Here is a 22,652-nt window from a genome sequence, read left to right as displayed (position 1 = left end):
GGCCAGCAGCCGGGATACGGTCCGCCACCTGGCTATTCGCCCGGCTACGGCCCCCCGCCCGGTCATCGCGCACCCCCGCCGATGCCGTACGGCCCACCCGGACGCCCCCCACACCAGCCACGCCGCAGGTCCGGTGGCGGCGGCTGGATCGCCATCCTGGTCGTCGTCGTCGTATTCCTGGTCGCCGGCGGCCTGGTCCGCAACGCGATAACAACCGGCAAGGGCGACGCCGACGCATCCGGCCCCGCGCCCAGCCTCACCTTCGCCCCCGACGGCAAGACGGGTCCCGCCGAGACCGGCGCCAATCCGCTACTCGCCGACCCGAACGCGACGCTGATCCCCGCGCGCTGCGCGTACTCGCCGTGGGGCACCCAGGTGGACGCCGCACGCAAGTTCTTCGAGAGCGCCGCCGACTGCCTCGAGGCGGCTTGGAAACCGGTGATGCAGAAGGCGAATCTGCCGTTCCAGAAGCCCGCGCTCAACATCAGCGCGACCACCACCGGCATCACCACCCCGTGCACCGGCTCCACCAGCAACTTCGCCGCCTTCTACTGCCCGGCCAACAAGACCATCTACATGCCGATCAGTCAGTTGCAAACGGACTTCTTCAAAGACAACTGGGTCGTCTACCTGTCCGTCTTCGCCCACGAGTACGGCCACCACATCCAAGCCATGTCCGGCATCCTGCGCAAAGCCAACAGCGACCGTGCCGACGCGGGCCCGCGCAGCTCCCGCGGCCTCGAGCTGTCCCGCCGAGTCGAGTTGCAGGCCAACTGTTTCGACGGCATGTACCTCAACTCCGCCTCCGGCGGCGGTTCGCTGTCCGACTCCCAACTCAACCTCGCCCGCAAAGACGCCTACGGCCGCGGCGACCAGGCGGGCGACATGCGCGACCACGGCACCTCCGAGAACGGCGGCCAGTGGTTCGAGATCGGGTTGGACAAAAACCGTGCCGCCCAATGCAACACCTTCACCGCCTCATCCGGCGCCGTGAGCTAGGGCCTGTCGCACAGCCCGCCCGGCGGCGCCGAATAGGACTTTGCGAACGGTCCCAGGCGCCGGTGTGTCCGCTGCACACACCGGCGCACAAGTCGTCGAATGTGCACCACACCAATCAATTCCGCGAGGTTCAACGGGGCGGGCGGCTTCACGCCCCGTCGGCAAAAGGGGAGCTCGCTCGGCGCGCGTAGGTGTTCTCCGGCGACACGGTGATCACATCGCACACCTGCACCAGCTCGTCCGGCACATCCCCGCCGAAATGCGCTGTGCTGGGCACAATCACGGCGTCCGTCTCGAGCCGCCGGGCCACCGTGGCCAGCCGGCCGATGACGTCCTCGGTCTCCGCGCCGAACACCACCGTCTTGGCTAGGTCGTACCCGAACCGCTGGGCCAAACTCCGGATCAGCACCTCATCCCACTGCTGCCGAGCCCCGGAAACATCTCGACGCAAATAACCGACTGCCGCTGGACGTCGCCTCATCAGACCACTCCCTTCCGAGACAACGATCCCGGTACAGAGCCGTCCGCAACAACGCCCACCCGCTGCCAGTCCCCCGCCACTTCGGCGCAGTCTGTCAGCTCTGCTTCGCCGCCGCCTTCGCCTGCTTCTTGAATTCCCGCACCTGCGCGAGCGATTCGGCGTCGGTCACGTCGGCGACCGAGCGGCGCGAGCCTTCGTCACCGTAGGCGCCCGCGACCTCCCGCCAACCCGCGGGCTGCACGCCGCGCTGCTTACCGAGCAGCGACAGGAAGATCTTGGCCTTCTGTTCGCCGAAACCGGGCAGGGCTTTCAATCGGCGCAGAACTTCTTTTCCATCGGGTTTGTCCCGCTTCCACAGGTTCTCGGTTTTCCCGTCGTAATTCTCGATGATGTAGCGGGCGAGTTCCTGCGCGCGCCGGGCCATCGAGCGACCGTAGCGGTGGATGGCTGGTGGGGTGGAGCAGAGGTCTTCGAATTCTTGCGGGTCCGCCTCGGCGATGCGGTGGATATCGAAGCCGCCCATGCGGTCGGCGATCTTCTTCGGGCCGCGAAAAGCGTGCTCCATCGGATACTGCTGGTCGAGCAGCATGCCGAGCAAGGTGGCGAAGTGGTCCTCGGTCAATAGCTCGTCCGCCTCGACGTCTTGCGCCAGGCAAAGCTTGCGACTCATCGCCATTCCTTCCCACCGTGACAAACATGCTCGGACGGATTCGATCATCTCACTTGTCAACACACCATGATGGCGTCCTGGTCATCGCATATTCGGCCGCGTCGTGCCCGCGCTGTGAGCTGTCCCAGTAGGCGCTGCGGCGGCTGGGCGTGGCACGGCGGCGCGTGGTTGGATGGCGGCATGCAAGGGGGGTATGCGGTCGGTCCCGCGGTCGATCGCGTCTTCGCCATGGCGACCGCCGAGGAGTCGCTGTCCCTCGACGGACTTCTGCAAGCTGTAGCACGGGATCGGGGCCGCCCGTTGACGGTGACCGAGGATCCGCACATGCCGGCCGGGGTGTTCGGGCATTGGATTCGCTTCGCCGATCGCGACGAGGTGTCCTACGCGTCCTGGACGCAGACCAGGGACCGGACCATCGCGCACGAGCTGGGCCACATCGTGCTCGGCCATCAGGGTCGACCGGTATTAGAGGTGGCGCAGGCGGTGCTGCCGACGGACATGCACGACTTGGCGGCGCTGATCCTGCGCCGGGACTGCGCGGACGCGGCCGCCGCCGCGGAGGAGCTGGCCGCGGAACAATTCGCCAGCCTGCTGCTGAATCGGCTGCGCAGCATCGGCGGCCGGGAGCCGCGGCTGCGGTCACGCTGGGGTGAGGCGCTCGGATGATCGCGATGGTGCTGGCGCCGCTGATGTGGGTAGCGGCGCTGACCCGGGCGTGGCGCTGGTGGTGGTCGCGCGGCTGGGTGCTGGGGTGTATCACCGTCGCGCTGGGTGTTGTCGCCGTGCATCTGAGTCTGAATATTCCTGCGGCGGAACGTTTTCTGCAGGCCGTCGCGCCGATGCCGAACTTCTCGACCGGGCTGCGCATGGTGCTGTTCAACTTGATCGCGGCATCGACCGGTGCACTCACCCTGGCCGTGACGATCGACCCGGCGCGGCTGGCCCGCGGCGTGCGCATCCTCGCGGCGATCGCGGTGGCCGGGTCGGTGGTCGCGTTGGCGATCTTCGTCGGCACACCGCCGGTGCCGCAGGCGGCCGGTGGATTCGAATTCGATCAGGCCTACAGTCACCTGCCCGGCTATGCCGAGGCGGGGATCGCGGGCGCGTTGTTCCCAGCACTGCTGTGTCCGGCGTTGATGGTGATGGCCGCCCGCCCCGCGGATCTGCGGACGGTGACCGGTTGGAGTCTCGCGCTGCTGTCGGCGGGTCTGGCGGCGGCGACCGCCTGGGCGTGGATCCGGCTGGTGTACTTCGGGGCGGTGCGATACGGCGGGGCCGCGCCGATGCCCGTCGTATTCGAGGTGACCCGTGCGGTCTCCGCGGCAGGGGTGTTGGTCATCTTCATCGGAATGATGCTGTCGCCCATGGTGTCCTGGGCCCGCGCCCGGCGCGTACTGCGCGCGATCGGGCCGATGTACGACGAGTTGGTCGGACGCTGGCCGGGTGTCCGGCGCCCGTCCCGCCGGGGCAGCAGCGCCGACGAAAAGGCCAGCGACCGGGTGACCGAGCTGCTCGACGCGCTGAGCATGGAGATCGAGCAAGCAGGCGGATCGGACGGCTCGGTCACCGAGCAGCGGGAAGTGGCTGCGGCGGTGGCGGATTGGTTGATCAGTGGCCACCGCTGCGCGGCGCTGAACGGGGAAAGCGTCCGATCGGCGGCGCTGGCGGCGGGCTTGGACCGCCGCTGGGCCGTCACGCTGGCGCAGGCATATCGGAAAAAGCAACGAGAGGTTGTGGCGTGACGGAGACAGCTGTGGTGCAGGCGCGGGCCGCGCGGGTGATCACCGAGCTCGGAGCACCGTGGATGATCAATATCGTCACGTCGGTGCTCGCCGGATTCTTGGTGGACGCGCCCGGGTGGGGAGTGTTCATCGCGACGATCTCGGGAGTAATTCCGATGCTGGTCATTCTGCTGGGGGTGCGGCGCGGGATAGCCAGCGATCATCACGTGACCGAGATCGGTGACCGCCACTGGGTGATTCCGGCGATTCTGGCGATCGTGTGCGTCGGACTGATCGTCGAGATCGTGCAGGGCGCGCCGCGCGAGCTGATCGCCTGGACGGTCGCCGCGCTGGTCGTGCTGATCGGGATCGGCATCGTGACCATGCTCGGCGGATGGAAGGTCAGCGTGCACACGGCCGTCGGCGCGGGCACCACGGTGCTGCTTGCGATCATCGGTTCCCCGTGGTTTCTGCTCGCGCTGCCGCTCACCGGTGTGATCGGCTGGTCGCGCGTCTGGCTCGGCGATCACACCCGCGGTCAGGTAGTCGTCGGCGCGCTGCTCGGCGCGGCACTGGCCGCCGGCGCGTATCTGCTCGCCTCCTGACCTGCCGCACACCCGGTGACCCGCCTCACAGACCTGACGTGCGTGGCTATGACGCCGCGCGTAGGCTCCTGCGCATGCCTCAGCAGACGGCAGTACCTACATCGGCACCCCACGAGGTGGCCACGGCTAGGGATGGACACGGGCCCATGGACACCTACACTTTGCGCCCCGATCGGTTCGATCGAGCAGGTCAGGATCAACTCGTCGACGTGCGCGACTTACAGGCCGCGCTGCCCGGTATCCGCAGGTTGCGGGACTGGGCGCACGACGCGCTCGCGCTGCGCCCCGGCGAACGCGCGGTCGACATCGGCTCCGGCACCGGCACGGAGGTCATGGCCTTCGCCGACGTGGTCGGACCCGACGGAGTGGCGGTCGGGGTCGAACCCGACCCGAACCTGCTCGCCTCCGCGGAACGCCGGGCCGCACAGTCCGGTTCGACGGCCAAGTTCCACTCCGGCGACGCCTACGGCCTGCCGTTCGGCGCGGGCAGTTTCGATGCCGCGCTGTGCGAGCGGGTCTTCCAGCATCTGACCGCGCCCGCCCGCGCCGCCAACGAGATCGCGCGCGTGCTGCGACCCGGCGGCCGGGTCGTGGTGGTGGACAGCGACTGGGGCACCGCGATCGTGCATCCCGGCGAGCGGCGGGTGGTCCGCGAGGTGGTCGACACGTTGATCTCCGCGACCACCAACCCGTTCTCCGGCCGCAAGCTGCCCGGCCAACTGACCAAGGCGGGCTTGGTGATCGACGACATCGGCTCGCACGCGCTGGTGCAGGATCGCACCGTCGGCGTCGGCTCGCTGGTCACCCGTATCTCGGCGATGGCGGTGGCGCGCGGGGTGATCACCGAGCAGGAGCGCGCGCAGCTGGTCGACGACCTCGAGGCGGGCGCGGCCAGCGGCGACATCCACCTCTCGGTGACGATGTTCGCCGTGTTGGCGCACAAGCCCGACTGATCCTTACGCAGCACAGCGGGCGCGTACCTCCGGGTACGCGCCCGCTGTCGCGTGACTACGTGCCGAGCAGCTTCTCGGTGGCCGCGAGCAGCACGCAGGTGGCCAGGCCGTCCATCGCCTTCTCCAGCTCGGGCAGCTTCGGGAAGCTCGGCGCGATCCGAATGTTCTTGTCCTCCGGGTCATTCCGGTACGGGAAGGCCGAGCCGGCCGCGGTGAGCGCGATGCCCGCGTCCTTGGCCAGGGCGATCACCCGTCCCGCGGTGCCCTCCAGGACATCCAGGCTGATGAAGTAGCCGCCCTTCGGCTCGGTCCAGGACGCGACCTTGGACGCACCCAGCCGGTCCTCCAGAATCCGCAGCACCAGGGCGAATTTCGGCTCCAGGATGGCGCGGTGCTTCTGCATGTGCGCGCGCACGCCGTCGGCATCTTTGAAGAACCGCAGATGGCGCAACTGGTTGATCTTGTCCGGGCCGATGCTCTTCTTCCCCGCGTGGCCCAGGTACCAGTTCAGGTTCTCGGTGGAACCGCCGAGGAAGCTGACGCCCGAACCCGCGAAGGTGATCTTCGAGGTGGAGGCGAATACCAAGGGTCGGTTGGGGTTTCCGGCCGCGGCGGCCATGCCCAGCACGTCGTACACCGGGGCTGCGGTGTCGGTCAGCGGGTGCACGGCGTAGGCGTTGTCCCAGATGATGCGGAAGTCCGGCGCGGCGGCCGGCATCGAAACCAGTTCCCGCACAACCTCTTCGGAGAAGGTGACACCGGACGGGTTGGAGTAGTTCGGCACCACCCACATGCCCTTGATCTGCGGGTCGTTCGCCACCAGCTCGGCGATCGCATGGGCGTCCGGGCCGTCGTGGTGCATCGGCACCGGGATCATCTCGAAGCCGAGCACCTCGGTGATCGAGAAGTGCCGGTCGTAGCCGGGGCTCGGACACAGGAACTTCAACTTCTCCTCGGCGGCCCATCGGCGCGCGGAGTCGTTGGTGCCGTACAGCATCGCGAAGGCCAGCACGTCGTGCATCAGCTCGAGGCTGGCGTTGTTGCCCGCGATCAGGTTGTCCACCGGGATGCCGAGCAGCTCGCCGAAGATCGCGCGCAGCTCCGGAAGTCCGTGCTGGCCACCGTAATTGCGGCAGTCGGTGCCGGTGCCGTCGCGGTAGTCGCCGTCACCGGGCAGCGAGAGCAGGCCGAGGGACAGGTCGAGTTGTTCCGGCGAGGGTTTCCCCCGCGTCAGGTCCAGCGTGAGCTTCTCGGTCTTGAGCGTCGCATAGTTCGCGTGCTGAGTCTCGTGTTCGAACACGAGTTCCTCGTGGCTCATCAAACCGATCTGCGTTTGCCGGGGCATCCTGGGCAGCCTTTCGAAGCAGCGGGGACGTGGGTTGTGGCCAGACCGATGTGCGGCGGCCGGACGTTCAGCCCACCGAGCGCATCGGGCGTCGACGGACCATAGTTCACGTTACCCGTGTGTTGCTCGGATTTGGAGGCGTTATTCGACAGCCGGACTTCGGTCCGTGCGGGCCCCTCGAAAATTAAGGGGACCCCGCGCACCCGGCAGAGCCCATTGACCCTTGCTGCCTTCCGGCCCTGGGGGAGTTCACAGGATGCGCGCCGCGCGGGATCCGTCAGCAAGTGTAGCGGCTCCCCCGCCGATCCCCCTCCTCCGGGTACCCACACCAAGCCCAAAACCGGGCCGAACAGGGACTTTCCTGCTCCGAACGGACCCGTTTGGCGTCCACCCTCCCCCACCCGGTATGCTGCTCCACGGAGGATTCGCCTAGTGGCCTATGGCGCTCGCCTGGAACGCGGGTTGGGTTAACGCCCTCAGGGGTTCAAATCCCCTATCCTCCGCAGAGAAGACGCAGGTCGGGGGCTATTTTCGGATAGCCCCCGGGTTGCGGTCAACATGCGGTCAACACGACCGTGGCATCTGAGGCTCGATTCGGCGCACCGACACATCCCTGTAGGTGCAAACGAAGGTGACCCGATGCCCAGCATCCGCGAGCGCACGACCAAGCGCGGCCCCTCTTATTTCCAGGTTCTGTTCCGGCACAACAAACGTCAGTGCTCCGAACGCTTCGACACTCTCGACGAGGCCGAGCGCTGGCAGGCCGTCCTCAACCTCTACGGTCCAGCCGAGGCGCTGAACTTCCTCTACGCCGAAGCCGAAAAAGCCGACGACGCCTCGGCAGTGCCCAACATCCACGACGCCTTCACCGAGATCATCGACAGCATGACCGGTGTGGAGCCGGGCACCCGGCATCGCTACCGGCGTGTGCTGGTCAACGACATCGAGCCGTTCTTCGGAGCCCTCTCCCCGGTAACCGTGTTCTGCGAGACGGTGATCGGGCGCTGGATCAACCATCTCGCCGAGAATGTCGGCAACGCCGCGAAAACCATTGCGAACAAACACGGTGTGCTCTTCGGGATCCTCAAGAAGCTCGCCCGCCGGGGCGTGATCCCATCGAACCCGTGCGAGCAGACCGAGCTGCCGCGCGTGGTGCGCGCGGAGATGGATCACCTCGAACCCGAGGAGTTCGCCGCCCTGCTGCGCGCGCTACCCGAGCGGTGGCGACTACTCGTGGAGTTCATGGTCGCCTCGGGCGCGCGCTGGGGCGAGGTGACCGCACTGCGAGTGCGCGACATCAACCGCCGCGCCTGCACCGCGCGAATTCACCAGGCGTGGAAGTACACCGGCGGCAAACGCCGCCTCGGCCCGCCCAAGACCAAGAAGTCCACCCGCACGCTCAACCTGCCCGTCGGCCTGGTCGCCAAGCTCCCCCTCGACGGGCGCGATCTCGACGAGTGGTTGTTCTGCACCGGAGACGGTGAGCCGGTGAGCATCTCACACTTCTACAAGGACGTGTGGGTGCCCACCCGCGACGCCCTCTCCCTTGCCGCCAACGACCCCCTCAGCGGCAAGCACCCGCGCATCCACGATCTGCGCCACACCTGCGCGGCGTGGATGCTCTCGGCCGGGGTGCCGATCCATGTGGTGCAGGCCCATCTCGGGCACGAGTCGATCAAGACCACGGTCGACACCTACGGTCATCTCGATCGCAGGGCTGCCGCCGACGCGGCGGCGGTGATCGGCGCGAAACTCGCTCCCCAGCCGAGTGAGCCCGCGCCGCTGCCGCCCGAGCTCACTCCGCTGTCGCCCGCGCTGGCGAAGGTGATCTCGCTGCCCGCGCCGGTCTATGACACCCCGGCGTTCGCGAAGGTGGCGTGATCACCATGGCGCACAACACCATCGGCGGCGCTGCTGGTGCCGCCCGCCGCTCGCCGCTGCGGCCACCGACGCCGCTGCAGCGCGCGCAGTACGCCGCGATCCTTGAGCGGATGCCCGCGCACCAGTGGCGGCTGTTGACCGACTATCTGGCCTGCTCCGGCGAGCGATTGGCCGAGGCGTTCGCCCATGCCGACACCGACATCGACCCCGGCAGCGGGGCGTGTGAAGTCGCCCGCTACTGGCGGTGGCTCGGCGATCGGTGGGTGCTGGTGGATTCGCCTGCGCCACGCCAGATCTGGCTGCCCGAGGGGTTGGTGGCGCGGCTGGAGCTGGCCGGGACCGGCGAGGAGCTGTTCCGCATCGACGGGGCGAGCGGGCCGGGGTTGCTCCGGCGTTACGTGCGCCGGGTCTGGACTCCGGCAGTCGCGGCGGTGTCAGAGGAGATGCTCGGCGGGGCGCGCCCCGGCGTGGAGGTGCTGCGGGTGACGTGCGCGCAGTGGATGGCCGAGGCGGGCGTGCCGTGGCCGCTGAGCGCGGCGCACCTGGGCTTCCGCCGGACCTCCGGGTTCCTGCGGGCGCAAACGCAGGTGCTGGCCACGGCGGCGGGCGAACAGTAGACCCAGCCGCAGCAATCCAACGGGGCGGCTCGGCGAGATCCGGGTCGCCCCGCTGTCGTGGGCCGACGCCGTGGCGCCACGCCCTCCGATCGAGAGGGAGATGGACGAGAATGACGATCATGACAGTGGAGCGGGTGCAGGTGCGCTGCATCCTGGTGTACGGCGAGGGCGCGGAGGCGGTGGCGCAGTTGGCGACGCCGTGGCATCAGGGGCGTGCGCCTTTGCTGGTGGCGGCGTCGGTGATCGCCGCGCAGGCGGGGCTGCCCGCGGGCGAGTTGCCCGGCCGGCACTTCTGGGCGACCGGTGACGCGGGCGGACTCGACGGGTTCGAGCTGGTGAACGACCCCCGCCAATAGCGTTGTAATAACTACTCTTTCGTTGTAATGTGGGTGTTGCTGGACGGGGTCGGACCCGCCCGGCAGGCAAATCACCAACAACCCGAAAGGGGCTCACATGAGCAACGAACACGACGACCTGGTGGCCACGCTCAGCGTGGTCACCGACCGCAACCACGCCCGGATCGCCAAGGTCCTGCTACTGCTGGACATCCCGATCAAGATCGAGGTATCCGAGGACGCGCAGGACGCCGCAGCCATCGACGCCCTGCTCAACGCCCGCCAGCTCATGCGCGAACTGCCGACGCACCCGGTGCACGAGGGCGTGCTGAACACGGCGATACTCGATTTCCTGGGCGGGTTGACCTTGACCAACACCGCCTTCGACAACCCCGGTGACGCGGAGTGGCTGCTGCGCGCGGCGCTGCTGAGCATGTACCGGGTCAACGAGCAGGTGAGCATCGCCTACGGCCTGCTCACCGGCCGGATTTCGATCGAGGAGCTCGACGGCCCGATGGACTGAACGACAGCGGATGCCCGGCGCGCAGCGCGCCGGGCATCTGCCCGTTGACGGTTTTGGGTGGCCAGCGGGGCGAGGCGAACCTCTGAGTCGGAACCCCGCTGGCCAGACAAATCGACCAACCCAAGAAAGGGGGTCAACACACGATGGTAAGCCCAGACGGCCCCGCCGCGCCACGGTGGATCGCGCCCGAAATCGCCCAGCGCTACGGTCGCGCCCTGACCACGGTGCAGAAGGTCTGGATGGTCAAGGCGAACTGGCCCGAGCCTGTCGGGCGGCGCGGGCACTGGAACGAGTACCTCGCCGCCGATGTCGAAGCCGCGATCGGGCCAGCACCGGCTGCCACCGAGATCCCGGGTGCATCCGGCGATCCGGATGAACTGCTGACCATCTCCCAGATCGCGGTCTACACCGGCAAGGCCCGAGGCACGATCGCCGCCTACGTCTCGCGAGGCCAGTACCCCGACCCAGACGAGGACGCCGACGGCGTCAAGCGCTGGCGTCGCGCCACCGTCGACACCGATCTCGCCGGACGCCGGGGTTACCTTCGCCGAAACCATGAAACCTCTTGAGGGACAGTAGATTTCATTGATCACGTCGTTGTAATCACTACTCTTCCATCGTAGTGTTGGTGCCGTCGGGCGGGGTCGGATCCGCCCGGCGGACAAATCACCGACAACCAGGAAGGGCTCCCCATGAGCTACATCTACGACGACGAGCGCCCCCAGGAATTCAATCTGGACAAGTTCGGCGCACTGACCAGGCACGCCCACGGTGTCATCGCGGAGATCCTTGCCGCACTGCCGATCCCGATCACGGTGACCCCGCTCCCGATCGCCGATCCCAATGACGCGCTCGACGAGTTCGCCAGCGCGCGTACAGCGATGCGCGACATGCCGATCGGCGCGGCGATCGGCGACGCGGTCGTGGCGGTGCTGCTCGGTTGGCTCACCGCCGTGACGATCGCGGCGGTCGAGCCCGACGACGACGGCAGCGACGACTGGATTCTCGAAGCGGCCTACTACCAGATGATGGCCGTCGAACTGCGTGCCCACCTCGCCTTGGACATGGTGACCTCGATCTGACGATCCATCACGACGATGCCCGGCGCGCACTCCAGCGCGCCGGGCATCGCCTCGTCGAGAACGTCACGATCAGACCGCCCTCGGCCGATATCCGGACTAAAGCCATTGTCCCACAAGAGTTTTCATTGCCACGATGCTTCCGTGATCGCCATTCCATTTGTAGTGTCGATGTCGCCGGACGGGGTCGGACCCGCCCGGCACGACAGATCACCGACGACGGAAAGGGTTCGCGATGAACCTCGACAGCACCCACATTCACGGCAAGGGATTCCGGGAATCGCGAATATCGGACCACCGCAGCATCGTTCGGCTTTCTCGCCGCCATGGGGGTGCATGCGCATGAGCAGGCACGAGAAGCCGCGCGAGGATCGCTACGAGTGGGAAAGGACGCGCGGCATGATCAGCGCGTTCGGCGAGGCCAAGACCGTGAATCAATGGGCTGCCGACCCCCGGTGCGCGGTGAAGCGCGAGGCGTTACGCAATCGGCTCGCCCTCGGCTGGGAACCGGCAGTCGCGATCACACGGCCTAAATACGAGCGGCCTGTCCTCGAATTCACCCACAACGGCCACACCCGGACCCTGCGTGGCTGGGCCGAGCAGAGCGGGATCAACTACCACACCCTCTACCGGCGAATCACCAAGGGCAACATGGCATTCCCCGACGCGCTCGCCAAAGGACCCGACGGGCCACACTTCACCATCCCGGTGAGCGCGTTCGGCGAGACGAAACCGCTGCACCAATGGGGAGTCGACGAGCGGGCCAATTGCACCGCGCAGACCATCGGGAGGCGGATACGGCGGGGCTGGGATCCCGAACAGGCGATCACCCAGGAGCCCGACTCCCGCAGCACGCTCGGTACCGGCCTCCCGCTCGACGCCTTCGGACGCCGTATGGGCATCGAGGACTGGGCACGGCTGTCCCAGATCCCGACGGGCGTCATCACCCAACGGATGGACAGCCACGGCCTCACCCTCGAAACAGCCCTGCGATCGCTGGGCTGGGTGCCGGACGAAACCGACACCGCGCTGCCGGATCTGGTGCGGACTCCGGCCGGCGAGCTGCGCCCCGGCGACACCATCGTGGCCGTCACCCAGGACCCCGGCACCGATGACCTGTGCTTCACCGTGCGCCGGATCGAGATACCCGAACTCGCAGCCGACGACTGAAGGTGCACTGCCCTGGGTCAATCATGATCCAGGGCAGTGCACGTCATGAAAGTGGATGCCCGACGCGAGGGTGCGGTGTGGTGCCGGGTATCGGGGTTGCCGAGGGCGCATTGCCCTGGGCGGGTGTGCACCTCGCCCAGGGCAATTCGTGATCAGTGCGGGGTCAGCAGGCGGTGGACCTTCTGCGCGTGGTGCGCGGTCTCCAGCAGCTGGAACGCCGCCAACTCGAGCAGGTAGTTCTCGCTACCGTCGGGTGCTCGCTGGATCATCACCAGGTTCACCCCGCTGGCCCAGGTCAAGATCGCCATGAGGGCGGCGCTACGGGCGTCCTCGGATATTGGCTCGCTACTGAGCTTTCGGCGGGCCGCGACCATCGCGTCAAGCGCGTCGTCGATGCTCACCTCCATCATCGTCGGCATCGGGATCGGCTTCGGGAGGGTGTCCAGGAACCCGGCGATCTCGTCGTAGGTCTGCATGGCGAGCGCGCCGATCTTCTCGGCGTTGTTGTCGTACTGGTCGAGGTTCATCTCGATCCCTTTCGTTGCGTGGTGATCTGTCGCGCCGGGCGGGTTCCGACCCCACCCAACGACACCGATATTACAACGATGCAGTAGTGATTACAACACCATTGTTGGCGAAAACTCTTCTATAACAAAGGTTTTCGAATCAACGCGGACCATAGGAGAGATGCCCGGCGACAGACCCCCGCACGGGCCGACGCCCGGCGAGCGAATGGCCCGCCGGGCATCGGTCGTCGTGATCGTCAGATCGAGGCCACCAACTCATAGACCAGGCTGGCGCACAGGTGGGTGGCGACCATCTGGTAGTACGCCGCTTCGAGCAGCCCGGCGTCGCTGCCGTCGTCCTCGGGCTCGATCGCCGCGAGAGCCGCCGAAGCTGAAACCGACGCCGCCACCAAAGCTCAGCAGGCCACCCGCCCGCTCACCGACGACCACCGTGTCCAAGCCGGACTCGCCGCGGTCACCGAAGCCATCGAGGAGCCAGCCACGCCACCACGACGACGATCGATGTCGGAGGACGAGGTCCAAGCCGCCGCCGACGACGCCTACTTCGAACGTCTCAACCGAGGCTGGACCAGCTGAACTGCTGTATCGGTCCGCACAGTCGAATGACCAGGGCACCCCACTCGCCGCCGAGCTCTAGGCCGAACGAGACTTACTACGCAGGTAGGTCGTCGGTGTGCCGTTCTTTCCTGGACGTTCGATCACGTCGAAGAGGCCGCACCGTTTGAGGAATCGTCCCGTCTTGCCGGATAGATGCCCGTTGAGCTTGGCTTTGAGATCGCGCTGCTGGTTCAGGCGGTGGCATGCCGTAGCCAGGTTCGCCAAACCTTCTTTGTCTGCGATCTTGTCCACCATGGCGCGCAAGCTGTCGGCCACCTCCGGTGCCAGTCCGGTAGAGGCCGTCGACGACTTCGCCGGGGCCTTGGCTCTGCCGTTCTTGGTGGCCTTTTTCGTCGTGTCCGGAGCCGGTTGGCCGGGAGCAGCCGCAGGCTCGGGGCGGGGGTGCCCGGTCAGGTCGTCGAGGACGGTGAACCGGTCGCAGGCGCGCACGAACGGTGCGGGAGTGTTCTGTTTGCCGAATCCCTCGACTCGCAGACCGTATTCGCGTAGCCGCATCGCCAGGTCGGTGAAGTCGCCGTCGCTGGTGACCAGCACGATGACCGACAGGTCGGTCATCAGGGCAAGGTGGATGGCATCGGCGACCATCGCGTGGTCGGTGCACTGCTTGCGGGGCGAGAACGCGATCGCGTCGATGCGCCGGATCGAGTGCGCCAAAACCGCGGGCCGCCAACCCGACAGGTGTGGACGGTCCCAGTCGCCGTAGGCACGTCTGATTCCGACACCGCCATGTTCGGCCGCGACAGCGGTGAGCACAGCACCGATCTTTCCCGGCGCCACGTTGTCCGCGTCGATGAGCACCGCCACGCCTGCGCCCCTTCGCGCCGGGGCGGCCCCGCGCTGTCGGCCCGCATCAGCTACCCGGGCCCGCGATGTGCGACGCCGCCGCCATGTGCTCAACCAGTCCCGCACACTGATCTCCCTCCCCGATCGCCCCGATGACCTTCGACCCACGCACGCTACCGTCGCGGCGGTGTCCGGCCGGCGAGCTACGCCGTGCCGAGCGCGAATACCCCGAGAGCTAATCCGGTGGATGGATCGGTGCCCGGCACGCTATCGTCGAACCACACGGCCGACCGCCCGCTCCCGCACCAGGGAGGGACGGTCGGTTCTTTCGTTCGACGAGGTCCGCGCAGGCGGACTCCGGCCTGCGCCACGAGGCGATTCCGACGACGACGTGTAAGACGTTGTCGGACAATCGATTACCCATCACGACGGTTGACTTTCCGGGCCTACAGAGGGTTCATGGTGTGGACGAAACACCCACGGCGAGAAAGGGACGTGACGATGGCGAACAACCTCTACATCGTGCAGGAGTACGACGACAATGGGATGGCGTTCGACGAGTCCCTCGCCGATACCGAGTATTTCGATGACGCAGACTTCGGTGGCGACGCCGAGCCTGCGGCCCTCGCCGCCTGGGAGGCCGCCACCGCGCGCGGCGGGGCGTGGAAGCTGCTCAAGGTCGGGTAGCCCCGAGAGACGAGCGATGCCGCCCGGTACGCCGGGCGGCATCGCTCGTCTCGGGTCAGCCCCATTCACCGGCCAGCGCCAGCGCGGCGGTCTCGGCGGTGTCGAAGAATGGGCCGCGCGTGCGGCCGGTGGCCTCGCTGACCTTGCGCCAGCCGGTCGGTACGCGGGCGACGCGCCCGCACGGCCATTCGTTGACCCGGACCTCATAGAGTGCGGGCCCCTCGGAGTCGGTCTCGATGACGGTGAGCACGACCCGGATGTCGATGTGCCCGCTCATGCCCCTATCCCCTTGTCGCGCAGAGCCTGCAGATACCGCACCAGGGCGGAGGCGGCGGCGATGCTGGGCTCGGCCGCTCCGGCGTGTGGCCAATCATCGCGATGGAGGGCGAGGTCATCGAGGAGCTTGTGTGCTTCGCTGAGGAGGGTTGTCGGGTCGATCGCGGTGACGCCGCAGACCCATCGATACAACTCGAGGCAGTAGTACTGGCCGACCCATCCGGCGGCCACGACTCTGGCTTCATCCTCGGTGAGCACGATGCCCGTCCCGTCGTCGCGGTAGGCGCGGCGGGCGATGGAGTTGTAGGTCGGCTTAGCCATGCTGGCCTGCCCCGGCGTGTAGGAACTCGGCCATGGCCGCGACGGCCAGGGCGGCGGTGTGCGGGTCGCCTGCGGGATCCCAGGTGTGCCATCGCGTGGCGATGGCCGGATCGCGGACTTCAGCCAGCAGGCGCGCGGCTTCGGCGGCCAGCTGGCTGCGGGCGATCTGCTCGGCGTGCGGGCCGCCGTCGCACCAGTGGGCGAGGCTGAAGAATTCCTCGCCGTTCCAGGGCGTGCCGCCGTAGTAGTCGGTGAACCAGCGCCATGCGATGGTCCGGGCCTCGGCGTGGGTGATCCGCGCGCCGGGGTCGGCGGCGAGCTTGACGAGGACCTCGTCATAGGTCTGGTATCGGATATCGCTGTCGGGCATGGGTTTTGCGCCCCTTTCGATGTGGGTTCCAACGGCCAGCCAGGTGCACCGGCCGGTGGGCCGGTGCCCGAGGCTGGGCGTTGGATCCGCTACTCCTCGGTGGCGAGGGTGTAGCGCTTGGGCGCTTCGCAGGTCCGGATCGCGGTGCCTTCGGCGACCAGCTTTTCCAGGGCGTTGTGGATGGCCCCGGCGGAGCGATCCAGTTCCTTGGCGAGCTGGCTAGGGGTGAATTCCCGGCCCTTGCAGTCGGTCAGGAAGTCCTCGATCATCCCCCTTAGTGCCCCCTTGCCCAGTCGTTTCGGCTTGGCCGATTCCTCGGCGTCCGGGGTCGCCTCGGTCTCGACCGTGGCCGGTCCGGCGTCAGCGTCGGCCTCGTCCGTGGCCGCTTCGGCGTCGGTGTCGGGCTCGTCCGTCGCCATTTCGATTGCGTCGTCGGCCTCGGTGACAGGCTCGGCGCTGGTGTCGGTGGCGTCGTCGAGATCGGTTCCGGCGGAGTCGATCCCGGCGTCTGCGGTATCGGCCTCGTTCTCGCCCGCTGTCGCGTCGTCCTCGCCGGTGGTAGGCGTGGCCGGGTCTTGCGCCGGTGTGGCGGTGTCGGCCGATTCAGCGGGGACTTCGGCGGTCTCCTCGGCGAGGGTCTCGCTCTCGCCGTCGATGTCGCTGGAGGTGGTCTTGGGCCACCAGCGGTCGGCGGGGCGGCGGGCGCTGCCGTCGGATTCGCCTTCGGTGCGGTACGCGCCGCCGGTGCGCTCCAAGGCGACCAGGAGCTTGCGGGCGGTGGAGCCGCCGATTCCGGCGATCTCGGCCAGCTTCGCCGAAGTGCCGCCGGGTGTGTGATGCAGTGCCGCCCAGAGCATTTCGGCTGTGGTGCGTTCGGGGAAAGTCTTGTGGGCCATGACAGCTCCTCGGTGTTGATCGGTTGGTCGTGCCCCGGTCGGGGCGGTAGCCCCCGGTGTGCTGCCGGTGTGTTCGGGCTACGACACCATGAACGCTCTCGTCGCTACCGAAGTCAAGCCGGGTGTGGATGAAATCAGTTGTCTAGCAACAGTTTTCGATGCACGACGGACTTGACTCGTGGCGGGGTGCAGAGCGTTCATGGTGTCGCAGCAATCAACCAGCACGAGAGGATTCGCGATGACCAGCGACACCAACCCCACCGCACTGCCCGAGGTCTTGACCGGTATGGACCTGGCCGACTTCGCCGAGCGCCTGGCCGAACATTGGGGGCCGGGCTGGACGCTGTACCCGTACATGAACGGCACGCACGAGGCGTACCTCAACGGACCGCAGCGCCAGAAGGTGCGGGTCTCCCCGGTCGGCAAGCATCGGGTGGAGGTGGTCGGGCTCACCTACGACCTGCCCGACCTCTACTACGACAAGAACGCCGAGAAATGGGCCGAACGGATCAAGGTGAGCACCAAGCGGTCCATCGACAAGATCGCCGCGAAGGTGCGGGCCGAGTTCTTCGAAGGCGAGAACGGCTATCTGGCCCACCACAAGTACCTGCGCGAACTGCGCGACCGCCTGCGCGCCGAGGAGCGCTGGCCCGGTACCGACCCCGAGACCTTCCCCAGTCCCCGCTACGGAACCCGCGTCCGCTGAGCGAGTACCGACACGGCGGGTAGAGCGACATCACGCTCTACCCGCCCATCCCGTCACCCGCGTCCCGTCTTCGGCGACAGCCGACGGCCGCGCCTCGGTGAGGGCCGATCGGCTCCGGCGCGCTGCCGGTGCAATTCCAGTAGCGACCGGGGAGCGATCCGGCTGCCCTGGGTACGCGAAACATTGCCTACGACAATCGCTTTGGATGTGGTCGGACGGACATGGGGTTGACTTCTCGCCGGGTTCAGAGCGTTCATGGACAGGCCGATCCACTGGCCCTTATCACAAGCCACCGACAGACAGGACAGGTTCATGCGCGCCTACGGGGTTGCCCGAGCCGATCAACAATGTTGCTGGGGCCACAGCCGATACCCGGCGGGCTACAGCTCGCGTGCTTCGCGTCGCCGCCACGCACGGCTGACGGCGAAAGCCCATCGCCGCGCACGTCGCGCCGTGCACGACGCCCTGCGCGTGCATCGCCGCTGAGCTGGCGGATCCGCGCACCACACCACCGGTATCCGGAGTCCGAGCCTGGTCGCGACCGCGAATCAGGCGCAGAGGGTTGCCACCCGCCGATTATCGAGGCCCACAGCGCTCGCCGGCCTCGGCTGGAGGAACCCCCGCCCCTACGGAGTTGCGAGCCGTTCCCGGACGTGGGCGAGACCTCTATCGGCGTCGATTCCGACCGAGCCTGTGGATAAGGCTTGTGGCGCCGAAGAGGATCACGATGAACAACGCGAGGCTGCTGCCGAGCAGGATGACCTGTGCTTGGCGATCGGCGAGCCCGAGTTGCTGATCTGCCTGGACAGCAGAAGAGCTTGCGAAGAACGCTACGGCGCAGCCGAATAGCGCCAGGAAACCCACCAATCGCCGCGTCGAGTCCGATAGTGTGCCGTGGCGGCGGACCGATTCGGTGAGTTGGTCCGCCTCCTCTATCCGGCTACGGGCCACGCTGAGCAGTTGGTCGGTGTTTTCCTCGGCGGCCGTGGCCGCCGCTGCCGCGTCGCGGCTTACCGAGATCGCGTGGCGCAGATCGCGGTAGCGGGCCATCAGCACGAGATAGTCCGAGGCGTCGATCGGCGACGGAATCCGTTGCACGGCTTCATCGACGGCACCGAGGGCGGCATCGTCGTCTCCGCAGAGATGCAGCCCCCGGGCCAGACGGTAGTGAAACGCATGGTCCTCGGAGTGAGCGGCGACGGCGTCGCAGGCATAGCGGCGGAGCAGCTCGCCCTGCCCGTCGAACGGTGGCGCGTCATCGAGTGCGGCGGTGATGATGTCGATCGATACGTGGGTCCGGGCCGGGCAGGCCCAAGCCTGCTCCGCCAGTCCCAGTGCGACCTCGGTGCGGCGCGCCCTGCCGCCCAATAGCCCTGCTGCCCGCAGGGCTGTGAACACCGGGCTGTCTTCGGAGTCGAGGATGCCTGCGGTCTCCACGGCATCGAGGAAGCTCACCAGCTCCTCGAAGTGATAGTTCGAGCGCAGTTTGCTCGCCTGGTAGAGACAGATCATCCGCAGGCCAGATCGGTCGAGGACATCGTCGGCGAATTCGGACAGAGTCGTGAGGACTTCATCGGCAGGTTGGACCAGATGCCTTGTTCTGACCGCGAATTCGACACTCCACCGCTCGGCCACGGCCTCGCGAAGCTCGAGGGCGACGCGGTCGGCCAGCCAGCTGGCACACTCGGCGGCCACGGTGACGGTCGGCTCGTCGAGTAGCCGCTGGCCCCAGTACTGACTCGCGCACAGGAGAAACGGATCTCTGGTGAAATTGCCTGTACTGACATCGAAGCGCGGGACCTCGCCCGCGGCAAGGTAGAGCCGGGCAACGCGATCACACTCGCGGTCGTTGCTGAGGATATCGAGCTTGACCGAGGCCAGTGACGCCTCCGCCGCTGCGTGATCCATGCCTGCCTCCCACCCGACGACCTTGTTCTGGTCTGCCTACCACATCGCGGCCATCGACGAAGCCCAACGGCCCGGCGGCGGCAAGGCCGACAACTCCGAGAGACTGGCCGCGATATTGCGTTGCGGTGATCATCTGACCTGCGCACGATCGAGCGATGACCATACGCCGAGTGGATAGCGACGCCTGGCAGCTCGTACGAACGGTGCGCCTCGCGGCATTGACCGAAGCGCGCGATGGCGTGTTCGGCTCGGCATTCGAAGTCGCCTCGGCGTGGGACGAGGGGCAGTGGAGACGCTGGATGGATGGCCAGGCACTGTTCGTCGCCGCGGGCGACGGCGAGCTCCTCGGCTCGGCCGGGGGCGTCCCCGGCGCCGAAGGTCCCTCGGTGGAGTCGGTATGGGTGAGTCCACCAGCCCGCGGCACCGGAATCTCCGACCTGCTCGTCGGCGCGGTGGCCGACTGGGCACGCGCCGACGGACACGACCGGCTGCGGCTGTGGTTCACCGACTCCAACGCCCACGCGCGAACGCTGTATACCCGCCTCGGCTTCACCGCCACCGGCCGGAATCGGCACGCTCTCGACGCTCCGGCCGTCGCCGAGATCGAGATGGCACTGCCGCTGACGTCGGGCTCGCGCACCGCGTCACCGTCACGTTCGCACCTTGGCCTAGGGCTGCGGCTGCTCGGTCCACACGACGAGGCCCAATTCCTCGCCGTCCGTGCCCGGTTACACGCCGACGGGTTCGACTTCGCCAAGGACTACCGAGGCCCCTGGGCGGCCTATCTCGACCAGCTCGACAGGGCGCGGCAAGGCATCGATCTGGCTCCGGAGACAGTGCCGAGTACCTTCCTCATGGCCGAGGACGCCGCCGGGCAGATCATCGGCAGCAGCGATATTCGGCACCGCCTCACCAGACGGCTCAGCCATTGGGGCGGCCACATCGGCTACGTCGTCATGCCGGAGCATCGCGGGCGCGGATACGGCACCCAGATCCTGCGCCAAACCCTGCCACTGGCAAAGGATCTCGGTATTGCGCGCGCCCTGCTGACCTGCCGCAGCGACAACACCGCCTCCCGGCGAGTGATCACCGCCTGCGGCGGCGACCTCGACACCATCACCGACGACGGAATCTGCCACTACTGGTTGCCGACCTGACGGGCACGGCCCGGTCGCCCCGCGCGGGGCGACCGGGCCGTGACGGTTCAACGGCTCACCGTTAACCTGCGGATTAGTCTCTGCCGAAGCTGCTGCCACGAAGTTCTGCGAATACTTGATGGCGCGCGTAGGTGACGATCGTGTCGTAGATGACTATCGCCGTGATCGCGTAGGTCAGCGTCGCGACGGCGGTGTACAAGCGACCCATGGTGTTCTCCTAGCAGTGTGGACGGAAAATGTTGTCGGGCAGAAATGTTCAGCCCTGGCAATCAAGGCGGGAGTCTCATGCGGGCTAGCCAGCGGTACGTGCGGGACACTCATCGACCTCTGAAGCTCCCGAATCGCCATCGGCCGAGGGTGGCGGGTCGGGCTCCTCGCGTTGTTGGGCTCGGGTGACCAGTCGTATCGCCTCCCGGCACAACCCCGCCATTTCGGTATCCCACTTCCGCTCTGCGTCCTGCTCGGCGAGGACCGGCACCGCGCCATCTTCGGTGTTCAGAGCCGTGTCGGCCCGTCTGAGCGGCAAGCACTCGGGCGGGCAGGCGTAATGCTCGCTCATCACAGCAATCGCCTTAGTGCTGGTGAGTTTCCCCGGATCGACGAGGCAATCGCCGAAACGTGTGATGGCGCTGCCGTTATCGGGGTTTGCTGCGTTCACGACACCGCCCGCTCGACCGCGACGCCGTCATCGACGATGCGCCATCCGCTCCACCAGCACGGGAGTTTGTCCCACGTCTGATGTGGCCGGATCGTGTTGTCGTCCACCGACACCGACCCGCACCACACCGCCGGGCAGGCGACCCGGGCCAGGTCGTGGTTCGCGTCGAATTCGGCTCTGCCGCAATCAGCGTGGAGCCGAACGTAGCCAGCCCCACCCGCCGCGACGCCAGGCGGGATCGAGGAGCAGTCAGAGTCCTCGACCGCCGGATTCGGGTAAGAGGTGTTCTGCGGATGGGCATGCAGCCAACGTCCCCACCTCATCGGCATACCCCGGCTAGCAGCCCCTCATGGAACCAATCGAGGAAGCCCGAGTAGTCAACCGCACTCGATACCTCCATCACGCGACCATCCAGATCGCGGTAGAGCCGGGCATCAGGTGCAATCCGAAGCCACTCGCTGCGCAACCTCACGAACGGCAAGTTGAGGCCGAGGCTGAGTGCCAGCGGGTCATGCATCCAACTACCGCCCCGCCTTTCGAACCAGACGTCGAAGTTCGCCACCAGGAGCTTCGCCGCCGGATGAACCGATGACCGCAGGCTTCCCATCAACGCCCATTCAGGGGTGATGTGAATCGCTGGCGCGTTGGTGAAATCGGACAGCATCAACCTCGGCTTGTGCGCGACCCGCAAACCCAATCCCGCAGAGACGGTGTCCGTGCGTAGGTTGTGGCTGGCACGGCTCTTGTCTCGATATTTGTCGATCCAACCGCCCATTTGGGTCAAGACGAACCGCTCGGCCAGCTCCGGGGCAGCGGTCACGACAGCGGCGTAGTTGGTCATCGGCCCCATGCCGACCCAGTCGATCAGGCCGGTCGTGGTGGCGCAGATCCGGGCCACCGAGTCGACCAGATCATCGGGCTGCGGCTTCAGGCCATCGAGGTAATCGTCCATCAGGAACCGCCGCTCGCCGCCCGGGAGTTCGAGGCCGGCGATCACCGGCACGTCGGCACGATCCAGCAGATCCAGCGCGTGGCGGGCAAGCCGAGCCCGCCGACCGCCAGTCTCATCAGCGGTGATCACCACGAGATTCGGCACAGTCCCGGCGGCAAGGACCAACGCCGCAAGGTCATCCGGATCGTAAAACACGTCTGTATCCAGGATCATCACCTTGTCCAACCAGCCTGTCATCGCACGGGTATACGCTGCCGCCATCGGATGGCCGGTCATCGGTGGTGGGTCATCGAACATGTTCTATCGCACTCCTTTTCACTGTGATGTTGCGGATTTCGGAAGGAAAGTTCGGTGCCGAGCGGACACAGCGGGTCGGTGACCGACGCCCCCTGAGCGCTTCGAGGAAGGTTCGCC

The 22,652-nt window shown here is 67.2% G+C and carries 30 protein-coding genes, 1 tRNA gene and 1 other RNA gene; 16 read left to right on the top strand and 16 right to left on the bottom strand.

Annotated features, from left to right (window positions below; all coding sequences use genetic code 11):
- The first annotated feature begins 81 nt into the window (after positions 1 to 81).
- Complete coding sequence (locus NN4_RS13655) at positions 82 to 999, top strand: neutral zinc metallopeptidase (RefSeq protein ID WP_147130370.1); 918 nt, start codon at positions 82 to 84, stop codon at positions 997 to 999.
- A 148-nt stretch (positions 1,000 to 1,147) separates the two neighbouring features.
- Here NN4_RS13655 and NN4_RS13650 read toward each other — a convergent pair whose 3' ends face one another.
- Both NN4_RS13650 and NN4_RS13645 read right to left on the bottom strand, forming a co-directional pair.
- Entirely contained in the window at positions 1,148 to 1,480 is a 333-nt protein-coding gene (locus NN4_RS13650) for a hypothetical protein (protein ID WP_147130368.1), read from the bottom strand.
- A gap of 94 nt (positions 1,481 to 1,574) precedes the next feature.
- A complete protein-coding gene (locus NN4_RS13645) occupies positions 1,575 to 2,150 on the bottom strand; it encodes an HhH-GPD-type base excision DNA repair protein (protein WP_147130366.1) in 576 nt (191 codons plus the stop codon).
- 180 nt (positions 2,151 to 2,330) lie between these two features.
- Here NN4_RS13645 and NN4_RS13640 point away from each other — a divergent pair, with 180 nt between their 5' ends.
- From NN4_RS13640 to NN4_RS13625, 4 genes are all read left to right on the top strand, one after another.
- Positions 2,331 to 2,816 (top strand): ImmA/IrrE family metallo-endopeptidase, encoded by a 486-nt coding sequence (locus NN4_RS13640; protein ID WP_246180854.1) that lies wholly within the window; start codon positions 2,331 to 2,333, stop codon positions 2,814 to 2,816.
- Positions 2,813 to 3,892, top strand: coding sequence for a hypothetical protein (locus NN4_RS13635; protein ID WP_147130364.1), 1,080 nt, complete (start codon positions 2,813 to 2,815; stop codon positions 3,890 to 3,892). The genes NN4_RS13640 and NN4_RS13635 overlap by 4 nt, the downstream gene beginning before the upstream one ends.
- The gene (locus NN4_RS13630) at positions 3,889 to 4,476 is read left to right on the top strand and encodes a phosphatase PAP2 family protein (RefSeq protein WP_246180853.1); all 588 of its coding nucleotides are present in this window, start codon (positions 3,889 to 3,891) and stop codon (positions 4,474 to 4,476) included. Before NN4_RS13635 ends, NN4_RS13630 begins: the two co-directional genes overlap by 4 nt.
- Before the next feature lie 146 nt (positions 4,477 to 4,622).
- The gene (locus NN4_RS13625; RefSeq protein ID WP_147130362.1) at positions 4,623 to 5,429 is read left to right on the top strand and encodes a methyltransferase domain-containing protein; all 807 of its coding nucleotides are present in this window, start codon (positions 4,623 to 4,625) and stop codon (positions 5,427 to 5,429) included.
- Between the two features lie 55 nt (positions 5,430 to 5,484).
- On the opposite strand, the gene NN4_RS13620 is transcribed toward NN4_RS13625, so the two are convergent.
- Both NN4_RS13620 and ffs read right to left on the bottom strand, forming a co-directional pair.
- Positions 5,485 to 6,774 carry an aspartate aminotransferase type Ic gene (locus tag NN4_RS13620; RefSeq protein ID WP_147130360.1) on the bottom strand — a complete coding sequence of 430 codons (1,290 nt, stop codon included), beginning with the start codon at positions 6,772 to 6,774 and terminating at the stop codon, positions 5,485 to 5,487.
- Between the two features lie 184 nt (positions 6,775 to 6,958).
- Positions 6,959 to 7,053: signal recognition particle sRNA small type (gene ffs / locus NN4_RS13615), an RNA gene on the bottom strand.
- A gap of 139 nt (positions 7,054 to 7,192) precedes the next feature.
- Between ffs and NN4_RS13610 the strand changes: the two genes are divergently transcribed.
- From NN4_RS13610 to NN4_RS13575, 8 genes are all read left to right on the top strand, one after another.
- A tRNA-Ser gene (locus NN4_RS13610) sits at positions 7,193 to 7,277 on the top strand.
- A 136-nt stretch (positions 7,278 to 7,413) separates the two neighbouring features.
- Entirely contained in the window at positions 7,414 to 8,655 is a 1,242-nt protein-coding gene (locus NN4_RS13605) for a tyrosine-type recombinase/integrase (protein ID WP_186818403.1), read from the top strand.
- Between the two features lie 5 nt (positions 8,656 to 8,660).
- Positions 8,661 to 9,272 carry a hypothetical protein gene (locus tag NN4_RS13600; RefSeq protein WP_147130356.1) on the top strand — a complete coding sequence of 204 codons (612 nt, stop codon included), beginning with the start codon at positions 8,661 to 8,663 and terminating at the stop codon, positions 9,270 to 9,272.
- Between the two features lie 110 nt (positions 9,273 to 9,382).
- Positions 9,383 to 9,628: a hypothetical protein gene (locus NN4_RS13595; protein WP_147130354.1), complete on the top strand. Its 246-nt coding sequence runs from the start codon at positions 9,383 to 9,385 to the stop codon at positions 9,626 to 9,628.
- 97 nt (positions 9,629 to 9,725) lie between these two features.
- A complete protein-coding gene (locus tag NN4_RS13590; protein ID WP_147130352.1) occupies positions 9,726 to 10,130 on the top strand; it encodes a hypothetical protein in 405 nt (134 codons plus the stop codon).
- A gap of 143 nt (positions 10,131 to 10,273) precedes the next feature.
- Positions 10,274 to 10,699, top strand: a complete 426-nt coding sequence (locus NN4_RS13585; protein ID WP_147130350.1) for a helix-turn-helix transcriptional regulator — start codon at positions 10,274 to 10,276, stop codon at positions 10,697 to 10,699.
- A 123-nt stretch (positions 10,700 to 10,822) separates the two neighbouring features.
- The gene (locus NN4_RS13580; protein ID WP_147130348.1) at positions 10,823 to 11,212 is read left to right on the top strand and encodes a hypothetical protein; all 390 of its coding nucleotides are present in this window, start codon (positions 10,823 to 10,825) and stop codon (positions 11,210 to 11,212) included.
- Positions 11,213 to 11,551: 339 nt separating this feature from the next.
- A complete protein-coding gene (locus NN4_RS13575; RefSeq protein WP_147130345.1) occupies positions 11,552 to 12,379 on the top strand; it encodes a hypothetical protein in 828 nt (275 codons plus the stop codon).
- A 152-nt stretch (positions 12,380 to 12,531) separates the two neighbouring features.
- On the opposite strand, the gene NN4_RS13570 is transcribed toward NN4_RS13575, so the two are convergent.
- The 3 genes from NN4_RS13570 to NN4_RS13565 all read right to left on the bottom strand — a co-directional run bounded on the left by NN4_RS13570 (position 12,532) and on the right by NN4_RS13565 (position 14,328).
- Complete coding sequence (locus tag NN4_RS13570) at positions 12,532 to 12,906, bottom strand: hypothetical protein (protein WP_147130343.1); 375 nt, start codon at positions 12,904 to 12,906, stop codon at positions 12,532 to 12,534.
- A gap of 236 nt (positions 12,907 to 13,142) precedes the next feature.
- Entirely contained in the window at positions 13,143 to 13,295 is a 153-nt protein-coding gene (locus NN4_RS44945; protein ID WP_186818402.1) for a hypothetical protein, read from the bottom strand.
- Between the two features lie 244 nt (positions 13,296 to 13,539).
- Complete coding sequence (locus NN4_RS13565; RefSeq protein ID WP_186818401.1) at positions 13,540 to 14,328, bottom strand: NYN domain-containing protein; 789 nt, start codon at positions 14,326 to 14,328, stop codon at positions 13,540 to 13,542.
- A gap of 480 nt (positions 14,329 to 14,808) precedes the next feature.
- On the opposite strand from NN4_RS13565, the gene NN4_RS13560 reads away from it, so the two are divergent.
- Positions 14,809 to 14,994 carry a hypothetical protein gene (locus tag NN4_RS13560; RefSeq protein WP_147130339.1) on the top strand — a complete coding sequence of 62 codons (186 nt, stop codon included), beginning with the start codon at positions 14,809 to 14,811 and terminating at the stop codon, positions 14,992 to 14,994.
- 55 nt (positions 14,995 to 15,049) lie between these two features.
- Here NN4_RS13560 and NN4_RS13555 read toward each other — a convergent pair whose 3' ends face one another.
- The 4 genes from NN4_RS13555 to NN4_RS13540 form a co-directional block, all read right to left on the bottom strand.
- Entirely contained in the window at positions 15,050 to 15,271 is a 222-nt protein-coding gene (locus tag NN4_RS13555; protein WP_147130337.1) for a hypothetical protein, read from the bottom strand.
- On the bottom strand, positions 15,268 to 15,591 hold the full coding sequence (locus tag NN4_RS13550; protein WP_147130335.1) for a hypothetical protein: 324 nt from the start codon (positions 15,589 to 15,591) through the stop codon (positions 15,268 to 15,270). The genes NN4_RS13555 and NN4_RS13550 overlap by 4 nt, the downstream gene beginning before the upstream one ends.
- Positions 15,584 to 15,961: a hypothetical protein gene (locus tag NN4_RS13545; protein ID WP_147130333.1), complete on the bottom strand. Its 378-nt coding sequence runs from the start codon at positions 15,959 to 15,961 to the stop codon at positions 15,584 to 15,586. The genes NN4_RS13550 and NN4_RS13545 overlap by 8 nt, the downstream gene beginning before the upstream one ends.
- Positions 15,962 to 16,050: 89 nt before the next feature.
- On the bottom strand, positions 16,051 to 16,857 hold the full coding sequence (locus tag NN4_RS13540) for a helix-turn-helix domain-containing protein (RefSeq protein ID WP_147130331.1): 807 nt from the start codon (positions 16,855 to 16,857) through the stop codon (positions 16,051 to 16,053).
- Between the two features lie 238 nt (positions 16,858 to 17,095).
- Here NN4_RS13540 and NN4_RS13535 point away from each other — a divergent pair, with 238 nt between their 5' ends.
- Positions 17,096 to 17,563, top strand: coding sequence for a hypothetical protein (locus tag NN4_RS13535; RefSeq protein WP_147130329.1), 468 nt, complete (start codon positions 17,096 to 17,098; stop codon positions 17,561 to 17,563).
- Positions 17,564 to 18,229: 666 nt separating this feature from the next.
- Here the strand turns inward: NN4_RS13535 and NN4_RS13530 are convergent.
- On the bottom strand, positions 18,230 to 19,471 hold the full coding sequence (locus NN4_RS13530; RefSeq protein WP_147130327.1) for a hypothetical protein: 1,242 nt from the start codon (positions 19,469 to 19,471) through the stop codon (positions 18,230 to 18,232).
- A gap of 155 nt (positions 19,472 to 19,626) precedes the next feature.
- Here NN4_RS13530 and NN4_RS13525 point away from each other — a divergent pair, with 155 nt between their 5' ends.
- A complete protein-coding gene (locus NN4_RS13525) occupies positions 19,627 to 20,628 on the top strand; it encodes a GNAT family N-acetyltransferase (protein WP_147130325.1) in 1,002 nt (333 codons plus the stop codon).
- A 73-nt stretch (positions 20,629 to 20,701) separates the two neighbouring features.
- Here the strand turns inward: NN4_RS13525 and NN4_RS46590 are convergent, their stop codons facing one another.
- The 4 genes from NN4_RS46590 to NN4_RS13510 all read right to left on the bottom strand — a co-directional run bounded on the left by NN4_RS46590 (position 20,702) and on the right by NN4_RS13510 (position 22,535).
- Positions 20,702 to 20,836 carry a hypothetical protein gene (locus NN4_RS46590; RefSeq protein WP_281289346.1) on the bottom strand — a complete coding sequence of 45 codons (135 nt, stop codon included), beginning with the start codon at positions 20,834 to 20,836 and terminating at the stop codon, positions 20,702 to 20,704.
- 84 nt (positions 20,837 to 20,920) lie between these two features.
- Entirely contained in the window at positions 20,921 to 21,286 is a 366-nt protein-coding gene (locus NN4_RS13520) for a hypothetical protein (RefSeq protein ID WP_147130323.1), read from the bottom strand.
- The gene (locus NN4_RS13515) at positions 21,283 to 21,609 is read right to left on the bottom strand and encodes a hypothetical protein (protein WP_147130320.1); all 327 of its coding nucleotides are present in this window, start codon (positions 21,607 to 21,609) and stop codon (positions 21,283 to 21,285) included. Before NN4_RS13515 ends, NN4_RS13520 begins: the two co-directional genes overlap by 4 nt.
- Complete coding sequence (locus NN4_RS13510) at positions 21,606 to 22,535, bottom strand: nucleoside hydrolase (RefSeq protein WP_147130318.1); 930 nt, start codon at positions 22,533 to 22,535, stop codon at positions 21,606 to 21,608. Before NN4_RS13510 ends, NN4_RS13515 begins: the two co-directional genes overlap by 4 nt.
- Between the last annotated feature and the right edge of the window lie 117 nt (positions 22,536 to 22,652).

This window comes from Nocardia ninae NBRC 108245, assembly GCF_007990755.1.
In the GTDB taxonomy this organism is placed as follows: domain Bacteria; phylum Actinomycetota; class Actinomycetes; order Mycobacteriales; family Mycobacteriaceae; genus Nocardia; species Nocardia ninae.
The sequence above is the reverse complement of the archived record's forward strand: the minus strand, read 5'-3'. Positions and strand labels throughout refer to the sequence as shown.

Excerpts from the sequence above, each read along its gene's own strand:
- NN4_RS13605 (WP_186818403.1), top strand. The coding sequence starts at position 7,414 with ATGCCCAGCATCCGCGAGCGCACGACCAAGCGCGGCCCCTCTTATTTC.
- NN4_RS13535 (WP_147130329.1), top strand. The coding sequence starts at position 17,096 with ATGACCAGCGACACCAACCCCACCGCACTGCCCGAGGTCTTGACCGGT.
- NN4_RS13540 (WP_147130331.1), bottom strand. The coding sequence starts at position 16,857 with ATGGCCCACAAGACTTTCCCCGAACGCACCACAGCCGAAATGCTCTGG.
- NN4_RS13635 (WP_147130364.1), top strand. The coding sequence starts at position 2,813 with ATGATCGCGATGGTGCTGGCGCCGCTGATGTGGGTAGCGGCGCTGACC.
- NN4_RS13655 (WP_147130370.1), top strand. The coding sequence starts at position 82 with ATGCCGTACGGCCCACCCGGACGCCCCCCACACCAGCCACGCCGCAGG.
- NN4_RS13590 (WP_147130352.1), top strand. The coding sequence starts at position 9,726 with ATGAGCAACGAACACGACGACCTGGTGGCCACGCTCAGCGTGGTCACC.
- NN4_RS13650 (WP_147130368.1), bottom strand. The coding sequence starts at position 1,480 with ATGAGGCGACGTCCAGCGGCAGTCGGTTATTTGCGTCGAGATGTTTCC.
- NN4_RS13560 (WP_147130339.1), top strand. The coding sequence starts at position 14,809 with ATGGCGAACAACCTCTACATCGTGCAGGAGTACGACGACAATGGGATG.
- NN4_RS13625 (WP_147130362.1), top strand. The coding sequence starts at position 4,623 with ATGGACACCTACACTTTGCGCCCCGATCGGTTCGATCGAGCAGGTCAG.
- NN4_RS13515 (WP_147130320.1), bottom strand. The coding sequence starts at position 21,609 with ATGAGGTGGGGACGTTGGCTGCATGCCCATCCGCAGAACACCTCTTAC.
- NN4_RS13510 (WP_147130318.1), bottom strand. The coding sequence starts at position 22,535 with ATGTTCGATGACCCACCACCGATGACCGGCCATCCGATGGCGGCAGCG.
- NN4_RS46590 (WP_281289346.1), bottom strand. The coding sequence starts at position 20,836 with ATGGGTCGCTTGTACACCGCCGTCGCGACGCTGACCTACGCGATCACG.
- NN4_RS13525 (WP_147130325.1), top strand. The coding sequence starts at position 19,627 with ATGACCATACGCCGAGTGGATAGCGACGCCTGGCAGCTCGTACGAACG.
- NN4_RS13545 (WP_147130333.1), bottom strand. The coding sequence starts at position 15,961 with ATGCCCGACAGCGATATCCGATACCAGACCTATGACGAGGTCCTCGTC.
- NN4_RS13640 (WP_246180854.1), top strand. The coding sequence starts at position 2,331 with ATGCAAGGGGGGTATGCGGTCGGTCCCGCGGTCGATCGCGTCTTCGCC.
- NN4_RS13600 (WP_147130356.1), top strand. The coding sequence starts at position 8,661 with ATGGCGCACAACACCATCGGCGGCGCTGCTGGTGCCGCCCGCCGCTCG.
- NN4_RS13570 (WP_147130343.1), bottom strand. The coding sequence starts at position 12,906 with ATGAACCTCGACCAGTACGACAACAACGCCGAGAAGATCGGCGCGCTC.
- NN4_RS13585 (WP_147130350.1), top strand. The coding sequence starts at position 10,274 with ATGGTAAGCCCAGACGGCCCCGCCGCGCCACGGTGGATCGCGCCCGAA.
- NN4_RS13555 (WP_147130337.1), bottom strand. The coding sequence starts at position 15,271 with ATGAGCGGGCACATCGACATCCGGGTCGTGCTCACCGTCATCGAGACC.
- NN4_RS13580 (WP_147130348.1), top strand. The coding sequence starts at position 10,823 with ATGAGCTACATCTACGACGACGAGCGCCCCCAGGAATTCAATCTGGAC.
- NN4_RS13550 (WP_147130335.1), bottom strand. The coding sequence starts at position 15,591 with ATGGCTAAGCCGACCTACAACTCCATCGCCCGCCGCGCCTACCGCGAC.
- NN4_RS13575 (WP_147130345.1), top strand. The coding sequence starts at position 11,552 with ATGAGCAGGCACGAGAAGCCGCGCGAGGATCGCTACGAGTGGGAAAGG.
- NN4_RS13595 (WP_147130354.1), top strand. The coding sequence starts at position 9,383 with ATGACGATCATGACAGTGGAGCGGGTGCAGGTGCGCTGCATCCTGGTG.
- NN4_RS13530 (WP_147130327.1), bottom strand. The coding sequence starts at position 19,471 with ATGGATCACGCAGCGGCGGAGGCGTCACTGGCCTCGGTCAAGCTCGAT.
- NN4_RS13645 (WP_147130366.1), bottom strand. The coding sequence starts at position 2,150 with ATGAGTCGCAAGCTTTGCCTGGCGCAAGACGTCGAGGCGGACGAGCTA.
- NN4_RS13620 (WP_147130360.1), bottom strand. The coding sequence starts at position 6,774 with ATGCCCCGGCAAACGCAGATCGGTTTGATGAGCCACGAGGAACTCGTG.